This is a genomic window from Ahrensia sp. R2A130, from assembly GCF_000179775.1.
Taxonomy (GTDB): Bacteria; Pseudomonadota; Alphaproteobacteria; order Rhizobiales; family Rhizobiaceae; genus Pseudahrensia.
This window is the reverse complement of the sequence record NZ_AEEB01000017.1, coordinates 160303-179454: the sequence shown is the minus strand read 5'-3', so window position 1 is coordinate 179454 and position 19152 is coordinate 160303. Positions and strand designations below refer to the sequence as shown.

Here is a 19152-nt window from a genome sequence, read left to right as displayed (position 1 = left end):
GCAGAAAGCACCCGCAATGCCCGCCACACTTTCCCGCGCCGATTATGCCGCCATGTACGGCCCCACCACCGGCGATAGGGTGAGGTTGGCGGACACTGATCTCATCATCGAGGTGGAACGCGATCTCACCACTTACGGTGAGGAGGTGAAGTTCGGCGGCGGCAAGGTTATCCGCGACGGGATGGGGCAGAGCCAAGCCACGCGGGCAGATGGTGCCGTGGACACCGTCATTACCAATGCGCTGATTGTCGATCACACCGGCATCTATAAGGCCGATGTCGGCCTGCGCGGCGGGCGCATTGTGAAGATCGGCAAGGCAGGCAATCCGGACACACAACCCGGCGTCGACATCATCATCGGCCCCGGCACGGAGGCCATTGCCGGGGAAGGCAAAATCCTCACCGCTGGCGGGTTCGACAGCCACATCCATTTCATCTGCCCGCAGCAGATCGAAGAGGCGCTGCATTCCGGCGTGACCACCATGTTGGGCGGCGGCACCGGCCCCGCCCACGGCACGCTGGCCACCACCTGCACGCCGGGGCCGTGGCATATCGGGCGAATGATACAGTCCTTCGATGCCTTTCCGATGAATCTTGGCCTGTCAGGCAAGGGCAACGCATCCCAGCCCGGCGCGCTGGTGGAAATGGTGGAAAGCGGCGCCTGTGCGCTGAAACTGCACGAGGACTGGGGCACCACCCCGCAGGCCATCCGCACCTGTCTGTCGGTCGCCGACGACTACGACGTGCAGGTGATGATTCACACCGATACGCTGAACGAAAGCGGCTTCGTGGAAGACACTGTGGCCGCCTTCGAAGGCCGCACCATCCACGCCTTCCACACCGAAGGGGCCGGTGGCGGCCACGCGCCGGACATCATCAAGATTTGCGGACTGTCCAACGTGTTGCCGTCCTCCACCAACCCCACGCGCCCCTACACGGTGAACACGCTGGAAGAGCATCTCGACATGCTGATGGTGTGCCACCACCTCGATAAATCGATCCCCGAGGACATCGCGTTTGCGGAGTCACGCATCCGCAAGGAGACTATAGCGGCGGAAGACATTTTGCATGACATCGGCGCGTTCTCCATCATCGCGTCCGACAGTCAGGCCATGGGCCGCGTGGGCGAGGTGTTGATCCGCACATGGCAGACGGCGGACAAGATGAAAAAACAACGTGGGCCGCTGGCGGAAGAGACCGGCGACAACGACAATTTCCGCGTGCGCCGCTACATCGCCAAGGTGACGATCAACCCTGCGATCGCCCACGGCATCAGCCACGAAATCGGTTCTATCGAAGAGGGCAAACGCGCTGACTTATGCCTATGGGACCCGGCGTTTTTTGGCGTCAAACCCGCGCTGGTGATGATCGGCGGCATGATTGCGGCGGCCCCCATGGGCGACCCGAATGCGTCCATTCCCACCCCGCAACCTGTGCACATGCGCCCCATGTTCGGTGCTTTCGGCAAGGCGATGACCAACTCATCCGTTACCTTCGTATCAGGAGCCGCAGCCGAAGGGCGCTTGCATGAAAAGCTGGGCGTGGAGAAAGATTTCGTAGCCGTGGAAAACACCCGCGGCGGTATCTCGAAAGCCTCGATGAAACTCAACGACGCTACGCCGGAGGTGGAGGTGAACCCGGAGACCTACGAGGTACGGGCCGACGGCGAATTGCTGACCTGCGAACCAGCCGAAGTGTTGCCGATGGCGCAACGGTATTTTCTGTTTTGAGGCAATCGTATGATTTTGGCGAACTTTGATGATCTTAGGTACTCATCGCATTTCGAGCACTACGATCGAATGGGAGTTTTTGGCGGAAACGTCGAAAGCGATAAATATTTCCGTCAACAAGCGCATGAAATGCACTATCTCAATGTTGTTGATCCGCTGATGAATTTGCAGTTCCCCATTTTAGATTTGCAATATGAAATAAACGACGAGAAAGCGAAAAATCACCTACTCTATGGCGCGGTAAAACGTAGTCGCATAATCTGGAGCGCATACCGCGAATTTTATTCTATTGCTCCGCCGAACAGAACAGCACCCTTGACAGGGGAAGAGCCCTTCGATGTCGATAGGGCTTTGAATGATATCTATATACAGAGCCGGGGGCTTTTGGACAATTTTGCCTGGGGCATGCTCTATGCGCTTCATCCAGAAAAAGTTGATAGCACCCATCCAAACGATATCGGTATTTTTAGCAAAAAGTTTGCAAAGCTTCCAAAATTGTCGTGGTTAAACGAGGTCGTTCCTGAATTTAAAAACTGGGAAAAAGGCCTGAAACTTAGGCGCGACTCTGGTGCTCATAGAATTCCACTTTCCGTGCCGCCGTCTGTCGTAGACGAAGACGGTGCAAAAGCGAGATCAATTTTATTGACTGATTGGCAAAAGGCGTCTGCTGATCACATCGCAGCGCTGAGCCAAAAGCATCCAGAGGAGGAGATCGAAAAGCTGGAAAAGATTGCAGAGAGTTTCAAAAGCCGTCTGGATAACTTGGGCTCATTCCAGTGTCTGATGGTGCAAGATGCCAACAGTCAACCGGTTCCGATATACCCGACAGTTACAGAGGACGTCGGCTACCTAGTCCAACTGGTGTCGATCCTTGTTGAACGTCTTAAAAATACGTTAGATCAGGCTGCCTCCAAGGTTTAAGAGCATTGTCAGGGTATTCTCAGATTGTTGATTTCATCTGACCGAACATTGCGGGCTAAGTTACGGCTTAAATATTCTCAACATTGTGATCCCATGCCCACACCCCGCACCCTAGCCATCTCCTTGCTCATCATCCGCCTTACCACCGGCGCTTTTCTGTTCGTTTGGGCGTCGCTGAAATTCCTGCGCCCCGAATGGATGGTCAACGTTTTCAAGGGCACTTATGGGCTGGACTGGGTTACGGCTGACTATGCCTATGCGGTGGGCGGGTTGCAGATGGCCATCGTGCTGCTGTTCCTGCTGGGGCTGTTTCGCACGCCGGTTTACGCCTTCATCACGGCCATGCACGCCACCGGTATTATCGGCGCGCTGCTGTCGGGCTCTTTGCTGTTCAAGGGTGGGCTCATCAAGGCTCTGTCCACTGGCAACTTCGAAATCGGTTACGTGAATTTTCCTGCAAATCTGTTGTGGACGTCCGTTGCTACGCTCGGTGCGCTTGTGGCGCTGTTCCTGCTGCGCCATGGTGACCGCTATTCCATCGATGGCTTGCGGAAGCGCACATGATTTATCTCGTCGCAACTTTGAAAATCAAACCCGGCAGCCTGCCTGCAATCAACGAGGCGGTGGCCGATTGCATCGCTGGTACGCGCAACGAGCCCGGCAACATTTCCTACGATCTGTTCCAGTCCACCACCGATGAAGACACAATCGTGTTCGTGGAACGCTGGGAAGATCAGGCGGCAATCGACAACCATTTCGTCGAGCCGCATTTCCTCGCATGGCGCGAGGCGGGTTCGAAATTCTTCCTTGACCGCACGATCGAAATTATAGAACCGGCCAACGTCAAAACGCTGTGAGCGCAGCCGTGCTGCGGGTGGTTGACGTCGGCCCAAAACGTGATGGTGACGCCGTTCCGGTGGACATCATTTCTCTGCCCCATAACGAGCGCCACCTGCGCCGCAAGGTGCTGACCAGCCAACACGACATGAAGCTGGCCTTCGACCTGCCCCAAGCCATCCACCTGCAAGGCCGTGACCGGTTGCGGTTGGACAATGGCGAACAGGTGGAGGTGATTGCGATGGACGAAAAACTGCTGGATGTGCGCGGACGCGATACGGCGCACCTGATCGAACTGGCCTGGCATATAGGCAACCGCCACCTCGCCGCGCAGGTGGAAGAGGACCGCATTCTCATTCTGCGCGACCGCGTGATTGCGGAAATGTTGGTAGGGTTGGGCGCACAGGTGGCTGAGGTGACCGAACCGTTTTCGCCCCAACGCGGGGCGTATCATTCGCACTCTCATGGCTGACGCGACCGCTAAGGACATCACCACACTTATGACGTGGCTTTCGCCTGCATTCCCGGTGGGTGGGTTCGCTTGGTCCGGCGGTTTGGAGGCGGCGGTGGCGAATGGACTGGTGACGGATCGTGACGCGCTGGACCAATGGTTGGCGACGTCTCTTTCGTTCGGCACGGCACGATTGGATACATATGCGGTGGCGGCTCTTCTGGCCAACCCTGACCAATCTGAAGACGTGGATGACGCCCTGCTCTCAATGGCGACAACACCCGAGCGGGAGGCGGAATTGCTGGGCATGGGCGATGCGTTTGTGCGGGCAGCGCGGCCTTGGGCTGGTGACGAGAATGTTGCCGCTAAAACCTATCCGGTCGCTTTCGCGCAGCTTGCGGGCGGGCTTTCATTACCGGCGACAACAGTGTTGCAGGCGTTTTCCCACCACCTCATTTCTGCACAAATTCAGGCAGCGCTGCGGTTGATGCCTCTGGGGCAAACGGCAGGTGTCGAATGTCTTGCCGAGTGCAGCGACGCGATTTCCGCTTGCGCGGTGGCCGCCCAAAACGCGACTATCGACGATCTGTCCACATCCACCTTCGCGATGGATATTGCCGCCATGCAGCATCGCGATTTGCCCTCACGGATTTTCCGCTCATGAGCCAAAACGGCCCTCTTCGTATCGGTATCGGCGGACCAGTCGGTTCCGGCAAAACCACGCTGACGGACCGCCTTTGCAAGGCGATGCGGGAGCGATTTTCCATCGCGGTGGTGACCAATGATATTTATACGAAAGAAGACGCCGAGGCTCTGGTGCGGTCGCAGGCGCTAATGTCAGACCGCATTATCGGCGTGGAAACCGGCGGCTGCCCGCACACGGCAATCCGCGAAGATGCCTCGATCAATCTGCGCGCCATCGACGAGTTGAACGTGCGCCACAGCGATCTCGATATCGTCTTCATCGAGTCGGGTGGCGACAATCTTGCCGCTACTTTCTCACCCGATCTGGCTGATCTTTCGATCTATGTCGTGTCGGTTGCGCAAGGCGACGATATTCCCCGTAAGGGCGGGCCGGCCATCACCCGCTCCGATCTTTTAATCGTCAACAAGACCGATCTTGCGCCTTACGTGGGCGCCGATCTCGACCGGATGCGGGCGGATGCGGCTAAAGCGCGGGGCGATAGGCCAACGATATTCGCCGATCTGCGGGGCGGCGACGGCGTTGAGGCAATTGTCGATTTCATTATGGAAACAGGCGGTTTCCCGTCTTGATGCAGGGTTGGCGAGGTGCAACACTGCGTTCTGTTCAACGAATATCACAAAGCGAAGCGACCCGCGTGACAGGCCAGTCTTTCAGTATCATGTCCGTCCAACCGGCCTGGATTCGTTGATGTCGGCGACCCTCACCGCCTCTTCCGCCGTCGCTGAAAGCGCGACCAGCGCCATCAAAGTCGATGATCTGCACAAGAGCTTTGGCGACCTCGAAGTGCTGAAAGGCGTGTCGATGGATGCCGCAGAAGGCGATGTGGTGTCGATCATCGGCGCATCCGGCTCCGGCAAATCCACTTTTTTGCGTTGCATCAATTTGCTGGAGTTGCCCACCTCAGGCGCAATTTCCATTGCCGGTGAGGCGATCAAATTCAACGCGCCGAAGAACAACGAGATGCACCCCGCTGACCGCAAGCAAGTACAGCGGCTCCGCACCGATCTCGCCATGGTGTTCCAGAGCTTCAATCTCTGGGGCCATATGAGCGTGTTGCAAAACGTGATGGAAGCACCGGTTCAGGTGCTGGGCCAAACGAAGGCAGAAGCGCGCGAAAAGGCCGAAGCCATGCTGGAGCGCGTTGGCCTTTACGAAAAACGCGACCAGTTTCCGGCGTTCCTTTCAGGCGGTCAGCAGCAGCGCGCAGCCATCGCCCGTGCGCTCGCCATCGAACCCCGCGCCATGTTGTTCGACGAGCCCACGTCAGCGCTCGATCCCGAACTGGTCGGCGAAGTGCTGAAAGTCATTCGCTCCATCGCAGATGAGGGGCGAACGATGATCCTCGTCACCCACGAAATGGCCTTTGCCCGCGACGTGTCGAGCAAGATCATGTATCTCCACCAAGGACTGGTGGAAGAAGAAGGGCCACCGGAACAGGTGTTCCGCAATCCTTCAAGCGAACGCACACGAGCGTTCGTTTCATCAATCCACAACTAACGAAAACCAACAGGAGTTCTTCCCATGAAGATCATCAAATCCATCATCGCAGCCGCCGTGCTGTCCGCTGCTGCCATGTCCACCGCACAGGCTGAATTGCGCCTCGGCCTTGATTCTGCACCTTACGAGCCGTTCTACGCCCGCACCGCCGGTGGTGAGTGGAAAGGCTTTGAAATCGAAGTCGGTGAAGCACTGTGCAAAGCCATGAACGAAGAATGCGTTTGGGTGCCAATCGCCTGGGACGGCATCATTCCCGCGCTCACATCGAACAAGATCGACGCCATCGTCGCATCCATGTCGATCACCGAAGAGCGCATGAAGACGATCGATTTTTCCAACAAATACTACAACACGCCAGCCGCGCTAATCGCGCCCAAAGCTTCCGAAATCAAGTCGCTGGACGACCTGAAAGGCAAGACCGTCGGTGTGCAGGTTTCCACCACGCACGCGAACTTTGCAGAAGCAAAAATTCCCGGCGCAACCGTGAAGACCTATCAGGACTTTAACGAGCACAACCAGGACCTCTTCGCCGGTCGCGTTGACGCCATCGTGGCCGACTCGCTGGCGCTCGAGCCTTTCCTGAAATCGAAGGAAGGCGAAGGCATGGAAGTGAAGCTGACGCTGAAAGACGAAGCAATTTTTGGTCTGGGTGTCGGTGCCGGTGTCCGCAAGGCAGACACCGAGTTGAAAGACAAATTCAACAAAGCCATCGCCCAGATTCTGGAAGACGGCACCTATGACGAGATCGCGAAAAAATACTTCGCTTTCGACATCTACGGCGGCGCCAACTAAACGCCGGTCGGGACGTATAGCGTCATGACCCTTACGCTCCCCCTGCCCTTTCCAATATGGAAGCGGGTCGGGGGAGCGTTTTCTTTTGAACACCAGACAAAACGGACCGTCGCCGCGTGACCTTCTTCGCCAATATCTATGAGCTGATAAGCGAATGGGGGCCGAATTTGATGGGGGGTCTGGCGGCTTCGCTGCAGATCGCTGTCGGTGGTTATATTCTTGGCCTGTTGATCGGCGTGTCCGGTGCGCTTGGCAAAATTTACGGCGGACCGGTGCTCAAGTGGTCGCTGGAAATCTACACCACGCTTATCCGTGCCGTGCCGGAACTGGTGCTGATATTGCTGCTCTATTTTGCAGGTACGCAACTGCTGTCGCAGGCCTTCATGGCAATGGGCTATGGGCGTGTCGATATATCGGGGCTTGCTGCCGGTATTGCCGTCCTCGGTTTTGTGCAAGGCGCTTATTCCACCGAGGTTATGCGTGGCGCAATTCTTGCTATTCCCAAGGGCGAAGTCGAAGCCGGTGCCAGTTTCGGCATGGGGTCGTTCAAGATTTTTCACCGCATCATGATCCCCGCCATGCTGCCACTGGCGCTGCCGGGGCTGGCGAACCTATGGCTTATCATCACCAAAGACACCGCGCTTCTGGCCGTGGTGGGCTATGAAGAACTAGCGCTTGTGACGCGACAGGCTGCCGGTGCCACGCGCTATTATCTGGAAGCCTACATCGTCGCTGGCGCAATCTATCTCGCAGTCACACTGGTCTCGAACCAACTGTTCAAGCTGGCGGAAAACCGCGTCACGCGCGGGCGCAAATCGCTCGCATCAGGTGGTGCGTGATGGGTGAGTGGTATTGGCTGCCGGACTACGGCTGGCGCTTCGTCGAAGGTATTTGGGTCACGCTGGAGCTACTGGGCATCGCGCTCTTCTTCGGCTTTCTGCTGGCGATCCCCATTGGGCTTGTGCAGGTCACGGGGCCGCGTTGGCTGGGCGCAATTGCGCGCGGTTACTGCACCATGATCCGCGGCACACCGCTGCTCATCCAGCTTTGGCTGCTCTATTACGGACTGGGTTCGTTGTTCCCGTATTTTCCGGAACTGCGGAACTCCTTCATCTGGCCCATCCTGCGAGAGGCGTTTCCCTACGCGGCCTTCGCTTTCATCCTCTCGGTGGCGGCCTACGAAGGCCACATCATGCGTGGGGCGTTCGCCTCCGTACCAAAAGGCGAGTTGGAAGCTGCACGGGCCATGGGCATGGGTCGCTTCACCGTGCTGCGCCGCATCTGGCTGCCCCGCGCGATCCAGAACGTGTTGCCGACACTGGCCGGTGAAGCTGTGCTGACACTGAAGAGCGTTCCGCTGGCCTCCACGATCACCATCTTCGATGTGTTCGGCGTTGGGGGCATCGTGCGGCAAGAGACCTACCGGATTTACGAACCGTTGATTTTCGTTGGCTTCATCTATCTGCTCATCACCGCCGTGCTGGTGGTGCTGTTCCGATGGTTGGAAAACCGTGTGCCCTCTGCGAACAGGGCCTGAGCAATGACCCGAGTTCTTGTGGCCGGTGTTGCCGTTCTCGACTTTGTTTTTCAAATGAAAGACATGCCGCGCACGGCTGAGAAATATCGCGCCGATGGCGCTTCCATCGTGGGCGGAGGCAATGCTGCAAACGCGGCTGTCGCGATTGCACGGCTGGGCGGCGACGCCCGCCTTGCAGCACGATTGGGTGATGATGCGGTCGCCGGGCTCATTCTTGAAGGCTTGCAGGCGGAGGGCGTGAACACTGATGCAGTGCAGCGCTTTGCCGACCGGCGATCTTCATTTTCTTCGATCTATGTGGACGCTGCAGGCGAAAGGCAGATCATGAATTTTCGCGATATGTCGATCACGATGGACGCGGACTGGTTAGTGAATATGGATCACAGCGGCATAGGCGCCACGCTGGCCGACACGCGCTGGCCGCAGGGTGCGGCGGCTGCAATGGACGCGGCTCGCGCCCACGGTGTTCCCGGCATCATGGACGCAGAAGCGCCGGTGCGTGAGGCGATAGAAGGTATCGAACGGGCAAGCCATGTCGCGTTTTCTGCACAAGGCGCTACCGATTTCACCGGTAAGGAAGACGCCGAGGAAGCCGCACTTGCAGCCTCTAAAATGCTGGATGGCATGGTGCTGGTGACGGATGGGCCGAACGGAACCATCCGTATCGAAGCTGGTGAGGCCATCTGGACACCCTGCCCTGCAGTGGATGTGGTGGATACGTTAGGCGCTGGCGATGTCTGGCACGGAGCGTTTGCGTTGCAACTCGCCGAAGGTATTGCGGTGGACGCCGCCATTCGTTTCGCCAACAGTGCAGCAAGCCTTAAATGCAGTCGCCCCGGTGGGCGAGACGGCGCACCGAGCCGGGGAGAAACCCTGGCCTTCATGGAGGAACAAAGATGAGCCAGAGCCACGATTCACGCGAGATTTTCGGCACCGATCCGGACGGGCGGTCCGTCTATCGTGTCACGCTGACGGGCGGCGGACTGACCGCGCATGTTCTCACTTGGGGCGGAGTGCTGCAGGACTTGCGCCTCGAAGGGCACGGGCATCCGCTCGTTCTGGGTTTCAACGACTTCCAGCATTATCTCGACCACTCGCCCTATTTTGGCGCAACACCTGGACGGTTTGCCAACCGCATCGGTGGTGCGCAGTTTGAGTTGGACGGCAAGACCCATCACCTCGACGCGAATTTTCTCGACAAGCACACATTGCATGGAGGGCGGCAGGGGACTGGTAAACGCAACTGGACAATCGCTGATCTGGGCACATCCCATGTCGACCTCACACTTACCGACCCTGACGGTTGGATGGGTTTTCCTGGCAACGTGGAACTGACCTGCAGCTATATGCTGAAGGATGACGGCACATTGCAGGTGGCCTATAGCGCCCGCACCGATGCCGCGACGCCGGTGAGCCTCGCTCACCATTCATATTTCAATCTCGATGGCTCCACAGACTGCCGCGACCACATGGTGCAGATCGAAGCGGACCATTATCTCGCTGTCGATGACGAGTTGATCCCCGTGGGCGCGCCTGCATCGGTTGAGGGCACGGCTTTCGATTTTCGTACAGCAAAGCGCGTTGGCGAAGATATCGAAGATGGCCTGATCTACGATCACAACTGGTGTCTTGCTGATGCCCGCCACAACCAGCGCCATGTCGCCACCGCAACCGGCGGCGATGGCGCGGTTACGATGGAAGTTCATACCACAGAACCGGGCCTACAATTTTACGCAGGACACAAGGTGGACACGCCGGTGGCGGGTTTGAGCAACGCGAAATACGGTGCATATGCAGGCTTCTGTTTCGAAACGCAGGTTTGGCCGGACGCACCGAACCAGCCCGGCTACCCGAATTCGATATTGCAGCCGGACGAGACGCTTCGGCAGGTCACGCAATATCGCTTCAAGCTGAACCGCTAGGCCAAACACGAATCCAAGAGGCGAACGCGATGAAACTTTCCGGCAAAACGGCCATCGTCACCGGCGGCGGCAAGGGTATCGGTTATGCCATCGTACGCCGCTTTTTGCGCGAAGGTGCGCGGGTGGTCATTGCCGATTCCGATGATGATCTTGGCACAAAAGCGGTGGAAGACTTGGCCGACCTTGGTGATGTGGAATTCGTGTCCACCGACGTGGGCGAACGGCTGGACGTCCACAATCTCGTGGCCGCCACTAAAAACGCATTCGGTGATATCGATATTCTGGTCAACAACGCGGGCATCGCAAGTGGCAAAGATTTTTTGACGATGAAAGAATCCGAGTTCGACGCTGTCATGCGGGTGAACCTGAAGGGGGCATTTCTGTGCTCGCAAGCCGTTGCCAAACAGATGGTTGCGCGGGTGGAAGCTGACGGCCCGCCCGGCACCATCATCAACATTTCATCGGTGTTCGATAAGCTGGCCCTGCCGGAACAGTTGGCTTACTGCGTGTCGAAGGCGGGGTTGAAACAGCTCACCAATGTCACCGCGCAAGCGCTCGCCGAATACGGTATCCGCGTGAATGCCATCGGGCCCGGCTCTATCGCCACCGATATGATGGACAGCGTGAACGATGACATGAAAGCCAAACAGCGGGTGCTGTCTCGCACACCTTTGGGCCGTGTCGGCGAACCGGAAGAGATCGCCGGAATCGCTGCGTTTTTGGCAAGCAACGACTCCGGCTATATCACCGGCCAAACCATCTACGCAGATGGTGGCCGGTTGGGCCTCGCCTTCACAATCGACAAGGTCGAAGCGGACGAGACTTAATTTTGCGCTCACGCTGTCGGCCTCACGGCCTTCGCTTTGCAGTGCGGCGCATAAGCGCCGGGCTGCATTTCGCAGCATAGCGTTCCGCTAATTGCGGAACGCGGCGTCGCCTCTAGCTTTCGTCGGAGTTCTTGTCCGATACGGAATCGCCAAGTGAGGCGAAGTTGGCGAAGACGCTGTCGGCGTCCATGTTTTCGCGCTTTTCCGGTTCCGCCTCTGGCTGCATGATCTCGGTTTCAGACGCTGGCAGCAGACCGTCTTCGGCACCTTCGATAGGCTGCGGACGGTCCTTTGCGGCTTTTGCGACTTCGAAGTCGAGGTCGATCTGGCTGCAAATGCCCAGCGTCACCGGATCGATGGGCTGGAGGTTTGCGGAGTTCCAATGGGAGCGGTCGCGGATGTTGCCGATGGTGCTTTTTGTGGTGCCCACCAGTTTGATGATCTGCGAATCCTTCAACTCAGGGTGATGGCGCACCAGCCACTGGATGGCGTTGGGGCGATCCTGGCGACGTGATACCGGTGTGTAGCGCGGGCCTTTTTTCTTAAGCTCCGGCACCTTCACCTTTGGTTCCAGCAGCTTCAGGCGAACGGCCGGGTCGCCCTCGGCTTCCGTGATCTGCTCACGGTTCAACTGCCCGGTCTGAATGGGGTCGAGACCTTTGATACCCTGTGCGGAATCACCATCGGCAATCGATTTCACTTCCAGCGTGTGCAGACTGCACAGCGCGCCGATCTGTTCGAAAGAAAGGGCGGTGTTGTCCACCAACCAGACTGCGGTGGCCTTGGGCATCAATAGTGCGATTGCCATTGTTCATTCCTCTCGACGGTGCCCGGTACAGGCCTTGCTGGCATGCGGGCGAATGGACCTTTCCCGTTCGCTCACTCCGTTTCCGGGTGAACCGTGGCTTGCCACGATGTCGGGGTACCCATCTGCTATAGGGATCGTGGTGCACCATTGCAATCGTGCACAATGGCCGCGAAAGTATGCGTTGCACAAAAGCGGCCCCAAAACCGAGGACGACACCTATGTTCGATGATCTGGAGCCGAAGACGAAGAAGGCCAGTGACATTCAGCTGGGCTGTGAACTGTCGACATTTTCGCTGGAAGACATTGATGAACGGGTCGCGCTGCTGGAAGCGGAGATCGTCCGCCTGAAGGATGAACGCGCGCGCAAAGCGGGGCATCTGGATGCCGCGCAGTCCTTCTTCAAAAGCTAGAATCATTCAATGTCTAGCTAATTTTGGGGCGGCGTATTAACCGCTTCATCATTTCTTAATTGTGCTGATTCATCATGAACACAGCCCCGTTGTGATCATCATGATCCCAGCTCCCGGCTGTTCTGAACTTCAAGAGCCGCTTTTGCGGCTCTCTTTTTGTCCAAATTTCAGTGAACATATCCAACCTTTTCCCCAGCCTCGTTCATGGCTGTGGGGTGAAGGCAATACGCCCTTGCGAGGGACCATCACCCCATGCTGAAAACTGTGCGACAATGATCGCCACGGACGCACCATGGAAAAGCCCACCAACACCGAACAGGAAAGCAGCAGCGTGATTACGCTTGCCCTGCCGGAGCGGGATTTCGACCGGTTGTTCGAACGCGGCATGGCGCTGGTGGAAGAAACATCGCTCTATCTTGACGGCGAAGGCCGCGAGACGGCCCGCGATCTGCCGCGCGAACTGGCGGGTCAATACGGTTCGCAGGCGATGGCGCTGACGACACGTTTGATGCGTATGGCGTCATGGTTGTTGATCCACCGCTCGTGGACGGAAGACGAAATTGATGACACACAAGCAATGCGCGAAAAAGCGACGCTTCGGCTCGACAAGCTACCGGCTCCGCGCAACAGCCCAAGCTTCAACACGCTGCCCTTGGGTCTGCGTGAGTTGATTGACCGGTCGATCGGAATTCAGCAGTCACTGATGGCGTTTTCGAATGCCGGCAACCCAGCACCGCCAATCATCCGCGAAAACGCGGTGGCAGCGCAGCAGTCTTTCCTGCGTTCGGCGTTTTGGAACGACGGTCGCTAATGCGATTACGCTAGGTAGAGAATTTGAAATTTTCAGAATGAACGGCCCCGTTGGAGCCATTCAAATCAGCGGTTGATATCTGCGAAAGCGACGCGTGTCAGTACGCCACCTTTAAAGCCAGTGTCGCGTGGGACGCGCTTACCGCTTGAGAAACCTGCGGTGTAAACTGCTGCTGGCAGGATACGGCGTGGACCCTTGCGGTAGTTCGGCGCCTTTAAAGTGGCGACGGGACCGACGCGGGTGGAGGCGGCCACGGCCCAGACTTTCACGTCGTAACCATCGAGATTACCCAGCGCCAGTTCGGCTTCTGTGGGCGCACCGCCTGCAACCCGTGTGATGTCACGAGTCCCGACTTTCGGTTTGGCAGGAAGCGGAATTGGACGCTGCGCCTGACGTGGCGTCGTGATCGCATCAGGTTGTGAAACAGGACGGGCGCTTGGGCGCGACAGGCTATCAGCCGTGCGATCTGCAAGCGAAGCGATCTGCTGCGGTTTGGCGAGTGCTTCTTTCTGAATTTTTGCAGCGCGGGCAATCGTGGCCGACGGACCGCCACGCGATAAAGTAGCGGTTATGCGCTCTTTCAAAGCGGCCACATCTTCAGGTGCAGCGATAGGCTGACGCAACGCCGTGGACGGCAAGGTCACCGGAGTTTCAACAGCCGTCGGCAGTGGCACGGTGGCAGGCGCAAGCTGAGGCGGAAGCGAGGCTGTGCGGATGAGAGGCTCAGGCTGTGCGGGCGCGGTGGTTGCGACGCCATTAGGAATATCTGCACGGGGGCGCAGGCCAGCCGCTAGGCCGGTTGGCGTTCCGTAAGTTTCTGAACGGGCGCGCTCAAGTACAGACGTGCCGTTTTGAGGGGTAAGTGCCGCCACAACAGTTTCAGGCTGCGGTTGTGGTGCGGGGATTGCAGCACGCGGCGAGAAGCGTGGCACCGCGATACGCGCAGGCTCCATGCTGGCAAGCGTGATCGTTTCAGGCTGCGGGTCGGCAACTGTACCTTCTGCCAGTGCTGCAGCGGCACGCTGGGCGGTGGATTCAGCTTCAGAATTAGCAAGTGCTACAGCTTCAACCGGCTTAGCCGCAGGCGTTGGCGCAGGTCGTTTTGCGAATGGATCGTTGGCAGCAGCGTTGGGGGACAATGCCGGTGGGCGGGCAGAAGCCACAGCAACAGGCGCTGGCTTGGGCTTCGGCTTAGCTGCCGGTGCTTTTTTCACTGGTTTGACGTCAGCTGCGCCTTCATCCTCATCCCCATCAGGACCGGGCGCAAAGATACGGGCTAGCAGGCTGCGAGATACTGTGGTCTTGCGGCGCGAACCGTCAGCGTTACGGCCCTTTTTCAAGTTAGCTGCTGCGACCTTATAACCTTTAAGAGGCTTGCCATTCGATGGCACGTGGATCGTCTTGCCGCGCGGGAACACCTTAGCCAATTGGCGACGGTTCATGCGCGGCCAATGGCGGACGCGACCTGTATCGAGGTGCACGAATGCACCGCGATAGAAACCGACACCACCGCGGTGAGCCTTAAGACCCAGCGCACGGATTTTATTGACCGACACACCGGGAATGGCGAAATCCATCGCCTTGCCGCGTGTGTGCTGGCTGGTTTTTGCAACGTTGCGGCCACGGCGACGCAGCATCTTGTTTGTGCGCGGCGAGCGATAAGCGGAAATGACGTGAATGCCCTTGCGACCACCGGACTTCTGGTAAACTTCCCAGACGAGATCTAGCAGTGCCGGATCCATTTTTGTGGGTTCTTTGCGACGCCAATCGCGCAAAAAGCGGTTGGCCTGACGCAAACCGGACGGAATATACTTGCCGTTTTTCTTGAACGTGATCGTCGCGCTTTCACGGGTATGCGTGAAATACATTTTCAGCGTGCGCGTTTCAGCAGATGCCTGCGTGGTGAATGCAGCGGTCCAACCGGTCAGCACAACGAGCGCAAGCGCCATCGCTGGAATAAAAGCGAGCGGGAAAGCTAGGAATCTGGACATGGTACGCGACGACCTGATCATGAACAGTTTTCTCTATCCTTTGGGACATCGGACGATTTCCGATGATCGGTTGGATTTAGCGCGTCAGTCGTGCCGCCGACATTTTGAAAGTGCATGCGGCACGGTACACGGTTTAAGTCTGTTTGTCGAAACTGGGATTTCCAAATTCTGCGGAAAACAGCCCCGTCCTCGTCTTGTTTGCGCCGATAATGCCCCAACGCGAAACCGTGAGGATAGATGACGGTGATTTGCGGCCAATTGTTGGCAACATATCGAATTGCCAACACCTTGCGCCGACGTGGTTAAGGAACGGTTGATTACGGCTATCCGGAGTCATCTGAAAACGGGAATTTCACTGTTTTGGAACAGCGCTATTCAGTCTGTTCCAACTCTTCCTCGCTGGCCGCCGGGCCTAGTCCCAGCTCTTTCAAGCGACGATAGAGTGTTGAGCGACCGATGCGAAGCGAACGGGCAACGCGGGTCATTCGACCCCGGTGGTGGTCGATCGCAAAGCGGATCGCGTCGGCTTCGACTTCTTCCAGTGCGCGAACAGCGCCTTCATCGTTAAGAAGTCGTGCGCTGCCGTAGTGCTGGACCGGTTCGGATGATGCTTGCATGACGGGCAGTTCCGGCGCGATTGACACCACCGCATCCACGACAGTTCGCGGTTTACTTGCCATCGACGACGGCAAGGGAAGAGGCACATCTTTGCCCAATGCGGCCAGTATTTGCGGGAATTCGGTGGGGGTCAGCTCCGCCCCATCGCACAAAACGACAGCGCGGAAGATGGCGTTTTCCAGCTGTCGCACATTGCCCGGCCAATCGTATTCACCGAGTAAAGCAATAGCCTCACGGCTGAGACCCTGAATGCCGCGACGCCCTTCTTCGAGCGCGATGCGAGCGGCAAAATGTTGGGCAAGCGGCGCGATGTCTTCCACGCGCTTTCGCAATGGCGGTACGGTGAGCGGAAAAACGTTGAGGCGGTAATAGAGATCTTCGCGGAATTCACCCGCTTTCACCTGAGCGATCATATCGCGGTTGGTGGCTGAGATTAGCCGGACGTCCGTCTTCACCGGTTTGCGGGAACCGACGGGGTCGATCTCTCCTTCCTGAATGGCGCGCAGCAATTTGACCTGAAGTTCGAGGCTGAGTTCGCCGACTTCATCAAGAAACAGCGTACCGCCATCGGCCTGTTTGAACTTACCCACATGGGCGCGATCGGCACCGGTGAACGCACCTTTTTCGTGGCCGAACAAAATGCTTTCAGCCAGATTTTCCGGCAGTGCACCACAATTGACCGTGATAAAGGGTTTTCCCCGTTTGGCGCTTTCGCCCTGAATTGCGCGGGCGATTACTTCTTTACCGACACCCGATTCGCCTTCGATCAGCACAGGAATGGTGGAAGCTGCAGCGCGCCTGCCCAAATCCATAGCGCGATCCATGGCGGGGCTGGAGGCGATCATATCGGCGAATGTAAAAGTGCCGGTGCCAGCGCGCTCGACACGGCGGACTGCGCTTTCCATGGCATCGAATTTCAGCGCGTTGGCGATGGAGACTTTGAGGCGCTCGAAGGAAACGGGCTTGACGCAAAAATCACATGCCCCTGCGCGCATGGCGGAGACGACGGCATCGATTGAACCTTGTGACGTTTGCACGATGACGGGTTGCGATAGCCCCTGCTCGCGCATCCGCGCCAACACACCCATGCCATCGAGGCCGGGCATGACGAGATCGAGAATGACGGCGGCGACATTGGCACCCTGTGGCGACGCAAGATGGGCCAGCGCGGCCTCGCCATCTTCTACTTGCTGACAGCGATAGCCCAACTTCAATATCGTGTTTTCCAGAATGCGGCGTTGAACCGGTTCATCGTCTGCGATCAAAATCGTCGGTGTCATATGCTATTCCGCCTGCATCACTAAACAGTCGCGCTGTTGCGCGGTTGCGACCAAGCGGCACAAAGCGAAAGCGAACGGATGTTCGGACTTTCCCGATCTGGGGCAGGTCGTTAATCATCCATCAAGCGCGCACGTAAAGATTTCCTTAACGACAGCCCCGCCACACATCACATTCGCACCATTTCGAGACCGTAACATGTCATCTGCCAACACCGCATCCTCCGTGAAGACCGAGCTGGGCAACCTGCCCGAGTGGAACCTGAACGACCTCTATCCCGGTATGCAGTCGGTGGAGTTCAAGCTGGATTTCGATGCTGCGGTGCCCGACGCGCAAGGTTTCGAGGCCCAATACAAAGACAAGCTGGCCGCATTGTCCGGTGATGAACTGGCAGAGGCGCTGGCGGCCTACGAGCAATTGGAAGAACGGCTGGGCCGCGTCATTTCCTATGCGGGACTGATCTATGCGGGCGATTCGTCCGATCCGGCTAATGCGAAATTTTACGGCGATGTTCAGGAACGACTTACGATGGCGGGCGGCCACCTGCTGTTTTTCGGGTTGGAGCTGAACGCCATCAAAGAAGCCCACATGGAAAAGGCGCTCGCCGGTTCGGCAGCCTTGGCGCATTACCGCCCATGGTTGACCGACCTACGCCTCGACAAGCCCTACCAGTTGGACGCCAAGCTGGAGCAGTTGTTTCTGGAAAAATCATCCACCGGCGCGGGTGCCTTCAACCGGCTGTTCGATGAAACCATGTCTGCGCTGCGCTTCGACGTGAAGGGCGAAGAGTTGGCTATCGAACCAACGCTGAACCTGTTGCAGGACAAAGATGGCACCATGCGCAAGGCAGCGTCCGACGCGCTGGCAAAAACATTCGGCGACAATATCCGGCTGTTCACGCTCATCACCAACACACTCGCCAAGGACAAACAAATCGGCGACACGTGGCGCGGGTTCGAAGACGTGGCCGACGGTCGCCACCTTGCCAACCGCGTGGAACGTCAGGTGGTGGGCGCGCTTGTGGACGCCGTCGAAGACGCCTTCCCGCGCATTTCCCACCGCTATTACGCCATGAAGGCGAAATGGATGGGCATGGACCAGCTGAACCACTGGGACCGCAACGCGCCACTGCCCATCGCCTCCACCCGCTCGATCAAATGGGACGAGGCCCGCGACACCGTGTTGGACGCCTATCGTGGTTTTGCGCCGGAAATGGCGACGATTGCGGCCGATTTCTTCGATCACAATTGGATCGACGCGCCGGTGCGTCCCGGCAAATCACCGGGTGCATTTGCCCACCCCACTGTGCCGTCCGCACACCCCTACGTGCTGCTCAACTATCAGGGCAAACCGCGTGATGTGATGACGCTGGCCCATGAACTCGGCCACGGTGTCCATCAGGTGCTGGCCGGTCGGCAGGGTGCGCTGATGGCGTCCACGCCGCTAACACTGGCAGAAACCGCCAGCGTGTTCGGCGAAATGCTGACGTTCCGTTCGCTGCTGGAACAGGCCAAAAGCCCCACCGAGCGCAAGGCCATGCTGGCAGCCAAGGTGGAAGACATGATCAATACCGTGGTACGACAGATCGCGTTCTACATGTTCGAACGCAAGGTGCATGAAGAGCGGCGCAACGGCGAGTTGACCACAGATCAGATCAACGCGGCGTGGATGTCGGTTCAGGAATCGAGCCTTGGCCCGTCGGTGAAGCTTGGCGAAGGCTACGAGCGCTTCTGGACCTACGTTCCGCACTTCATCCACTCGCCGTTTTACGTTTACGCCTATGCGTTTGGCGACTGCCTCGTGAACTCGCTCTACGCGGTCTATCAAAACGCCGAAGACGGGTTTCAGGACAAATATTTCGAGATGCTGAAAGCCGGTGGCACCAAGCACCACAGCGAATTGCTGGCACCTTTTGGTCTGGATGCGAGCGATCCGGCATTTTGGGGCAAGGGTTTGGCTGTAATCGAAGGCCTAATCGACGAATTGGAAGCGTTGGACGCTGCTTAACCTTTGCGGG

The 19152-nt window shown here is 57.8% G+C and carries 19 protein-coding genes and 1 pseudogene; 17 read left to right on the top strand and 3 right to left on the bottom strand.

The annotated features are described in order from the left end of the window. Positions 1 to 16: 16 nt before the first annotated feature. The 14 genes and pseudogenes from ureC (at position 17) to R2A130_RS09995 (ending at position 11219) form a co-directional block, all read left to right on the top strand. On the top strand, positions 17 to 1729 hold the full coding sequence (ureC, locus tag R2A130_RS10060; protein ID WP_009757934.1) for an urease subunit alpha: 1713 nt from the start codon (positions 17 to 19) through the stop codon (positions 1727 to 1729). 9 nt (positions 1730 to 1738) lie between these two features. Continuing rightward, the gene (locus R2A130_RS10055) at positions 1739 to 2650 is read left to right on the top strand and encodes a hypothetical protein (RefSeq protein ID WP_009757933.1); all 912 of its coding nucleotides are present in this window, start codon (positions 1739 to 1741) and stop codon (positions 2648 to 2650) included. Positions 2651 to 2743: 93 nt separating this feature from the next. Then, positions 2744 to 3214: a hypothetical protein gene (locus R2A130_RS17580; protein ID WP_009757932.1), complete on the top strand. Its 471-nt coding sequence runs from the start codon at positions 2744 to 2746 to the stop codon at positions 3212 to 3214. After that, on the top strand, positions 3211 to 3507 hold the full coding sequence (locus R2A130_RS10045; RefSeq protein ID WP_009757931.1) for a putative quinol monooxygenase: 297 nt from the start codon (positions 3211 to 3213) through the stop codon (positions 3505 to 3507). The genes R2A130_RS17580 and R2A130_RS10045 overlap by 4 nt, the downstream gene beginning before the upstream one ends. Then, positions 3504 to 3959 (top strand): urease accessory protein UreE, encoded by a 456-nt coding sequence (locus tag R2A130_RS10040; protein ID WP_009757930.1) that lies wholly within the window; start codon positions 3504 to 3506, stop codon positions 3957 to 3959. Before R2A130_RS10045 ends, R2A130_RS10040 begins: the two co-directional genes overlap by 4 nt. Further along, positions 3952 to 4602, top strand: a complete 651-nt coding sequence (locus R2A130_RS10035; RefSeq protein ID WP_009757929.1) for an urease accessory protein UreF — start codon at positions 3952 to 3954, stop codon at positions 4600 to 4602. The genes R2A130_RS10040 and R2A130_RS10035 overlap by 8 nt, the downstream gene beginning before the upstream one ends. Further along, positions 4599 to 5213 (top strand): urease accessory protein UreG, encoded by a 615-nt coding sequence (gene ureG, locus R2A130_RS10030; protein ID WP_009757928.1) that lies wholly within the window; start codon positions 4599 to 4601, stop codon positions 5211 to 5213. Before R2A130_RS10035 ends, ureG begins: the two co-directional genes overlap by 4 nt. A 118-nt stretch (positions 5214 to 5331) precedes the next feature. Beyond that, positions 5332 to 6141: an ABC transporter ATP-binding protein gene (locus R2A130_RS10025; protein WP_009757927.1), complete on the top strand. Its 810-nt coding sequence runs from the start codon at positions 5332 to 5334 to the stop codon at positions 6139 to 6141. Between the two features lie 24 nt (positions 6142 to 6165). Further along, positions 6166 to 6933, top strand: coding sequence for a transporter substrate-binding domain-containing protein (locus tag R2A130_RS10020; protein WP_009757926.1), 768 nt, complete (start codon positions 6166 to 6168; stop codon positions 6931 to 6933). Between the two features lie 170 nt (positions 6934 to 7103). After that, the gene (locus R2A130_RS10015) at positions 7104 to 7772 is read left to right on the top strand and encodes an ABC transporter permease (protein WP_083804299.1); all 669 of its coding nucleotides are present in this window, start codon (positions 7104 to 7106) and stop codon (positions 7770 to 7772) included. Beyond that, positions 7769 to 8470, top strand: a pseudogene (locus R2A130_RS10010) (ABC transporter permease); the annotation flags it as partial. The gene R2A130_RS10015 and the pseudogene R2A130_RS10010, both read left to right, overlap by 4 nt. A gap of 3 nt (positions 8471 to 8473) precedes the next feature. Continuing rightward, the gene (locus R2A130_RS10005; protein WP_009757923.1) at positions 8474 to 9370 is read left to right on the top strand and encodes a PfkB family carbohydrate kinase; all 897 of its coding nucleotides are present in this window, start codon (positions 8474 to 8476) and stop codon (positions 9368 to 9370) included. Then, positions 9367 to 10392 (top strand): aldose epimerase family protein, encoded by a 1026-nt coding sequence (locus R2A130_RS10000; RefSeq protein ID WP_009757922.1) that lies wholly within the window; start codon positions 9367 to 9369, stop codon positions 10390 to 10392. Before R2A130_RS10005 ends, R2A130_RS10000 begins: the two co-directional genes overlap by 4 nt. A 29-nt stretch (positions 10393 to 10421) precedes the next feature. Continuing rightward, positions 10422 to 11219, top strand: coding sequence for an SDR family NAD(P)-dependent oxidoreductase (locus R2A130_RS09995; RefSeq protein ID WP_009757921.1), 798 nt, complete (start codon positions 10422 to 10424; stop codon positions 11217 to 11219). Positions 11220 to 11331: 112 nt separating this feature from the next. Here the strand turns inward: R2A130_RS09995 and R2A130_RS09990 are convergent, their stop codons facing one another. Continuing rightward, positions 11332 to 12027 (bottom strand): DUF1013 domain-containing protein, encoded by a 696-nt coding sequence (locus R2A130_RS09990; protein ID WP_009757920.1) that lies wholly within the window; start codon positions 12025 to 12027, stop codon positions 11332 to 11334. A 218-nt stretch (positions 12028 to 12245) separates the two neighbouring features. Between R2A130_RS09990 and R2A130_RS09985 the strand changes: the two genes are divergently transcribed. Together R2A130_RS09985 and R2A130_RS09980 are read left to right on the top strand one after the other, a co-directional pair. Continuing rightward, complete coding sequence (locus R2A130_RS09985; RefSeq protein ID WP_009757919.1) at positions 12246 to 12437, top strand: DUF1192 domain-containing protein; 192 nt, start codon at positions 12246 to 12248, stop codon at positions 12435 to 12437. A 292-nt stretch (positions 12438 to 12729) separates the two neighbouring features. Continuing rightward, complete coding sequence (locus tag R2A130_RS09980) at positions 12730 to 13248, top strand: DUF1465 family protein (protein ID WP_009757918.1); 519 nt, start codon at positions 12730 to 12732, stop codon at positions 13246 to 13248. 65 nt (positions 13249 to 13313) lie between these two features. Here the strand turns inward: R2A130_RS09980 and R2A130_RS17575 are convergent, their stop codons facing one another. Both R2A130_RS17575 and R2A130_RS09970 read right to left on the bottom strand, forming a co-directional pair. Beyond that, positions 13314 to 15239, bottom strand: coding sequence for a DUF882 domain-containing protein (locus R2A130_RS17575; protein ID WP_009757917.1), 1926 nt, complete (start codon positions 15237 to 15239; stop codon positions 13314 to 13316). A 371-nt stretch (positions 15240 to 15610) separates the two neighbouring features. Beyond that, the gene (locus tag R2A130_RS09970) at positions 15611 to 17137 is read right to left on the bottom strand and encodes a sigma-54 dependent transcriptional regulator (protein WP_009757915.1); all 1527 of its coding nucleotides are present in this window, start codon (positions 17135 to 17137) and stop codon (positions 15611 to 15613) included. Positions 17138 to 17333: 196 nt separating this feature from the next. Between R2A130_RS09970 and R2A130_RS09965 the strand changes: the two genes are divergently transcribed. Beyond that, positions 17334 to 19142 (top strand): M3 family oligoendopeptidase, encoded by a 1809-nt coding sequence (locus tag R2A130_RS09965; protein ID WP_009757914.1) that lies wholly within the window; start codon positions 17334 to 17336, stop codon positions 19140 to 19142. The last annotated feature ends 10 nt before the right edge of the window (positions 19143 to 19152 follow it).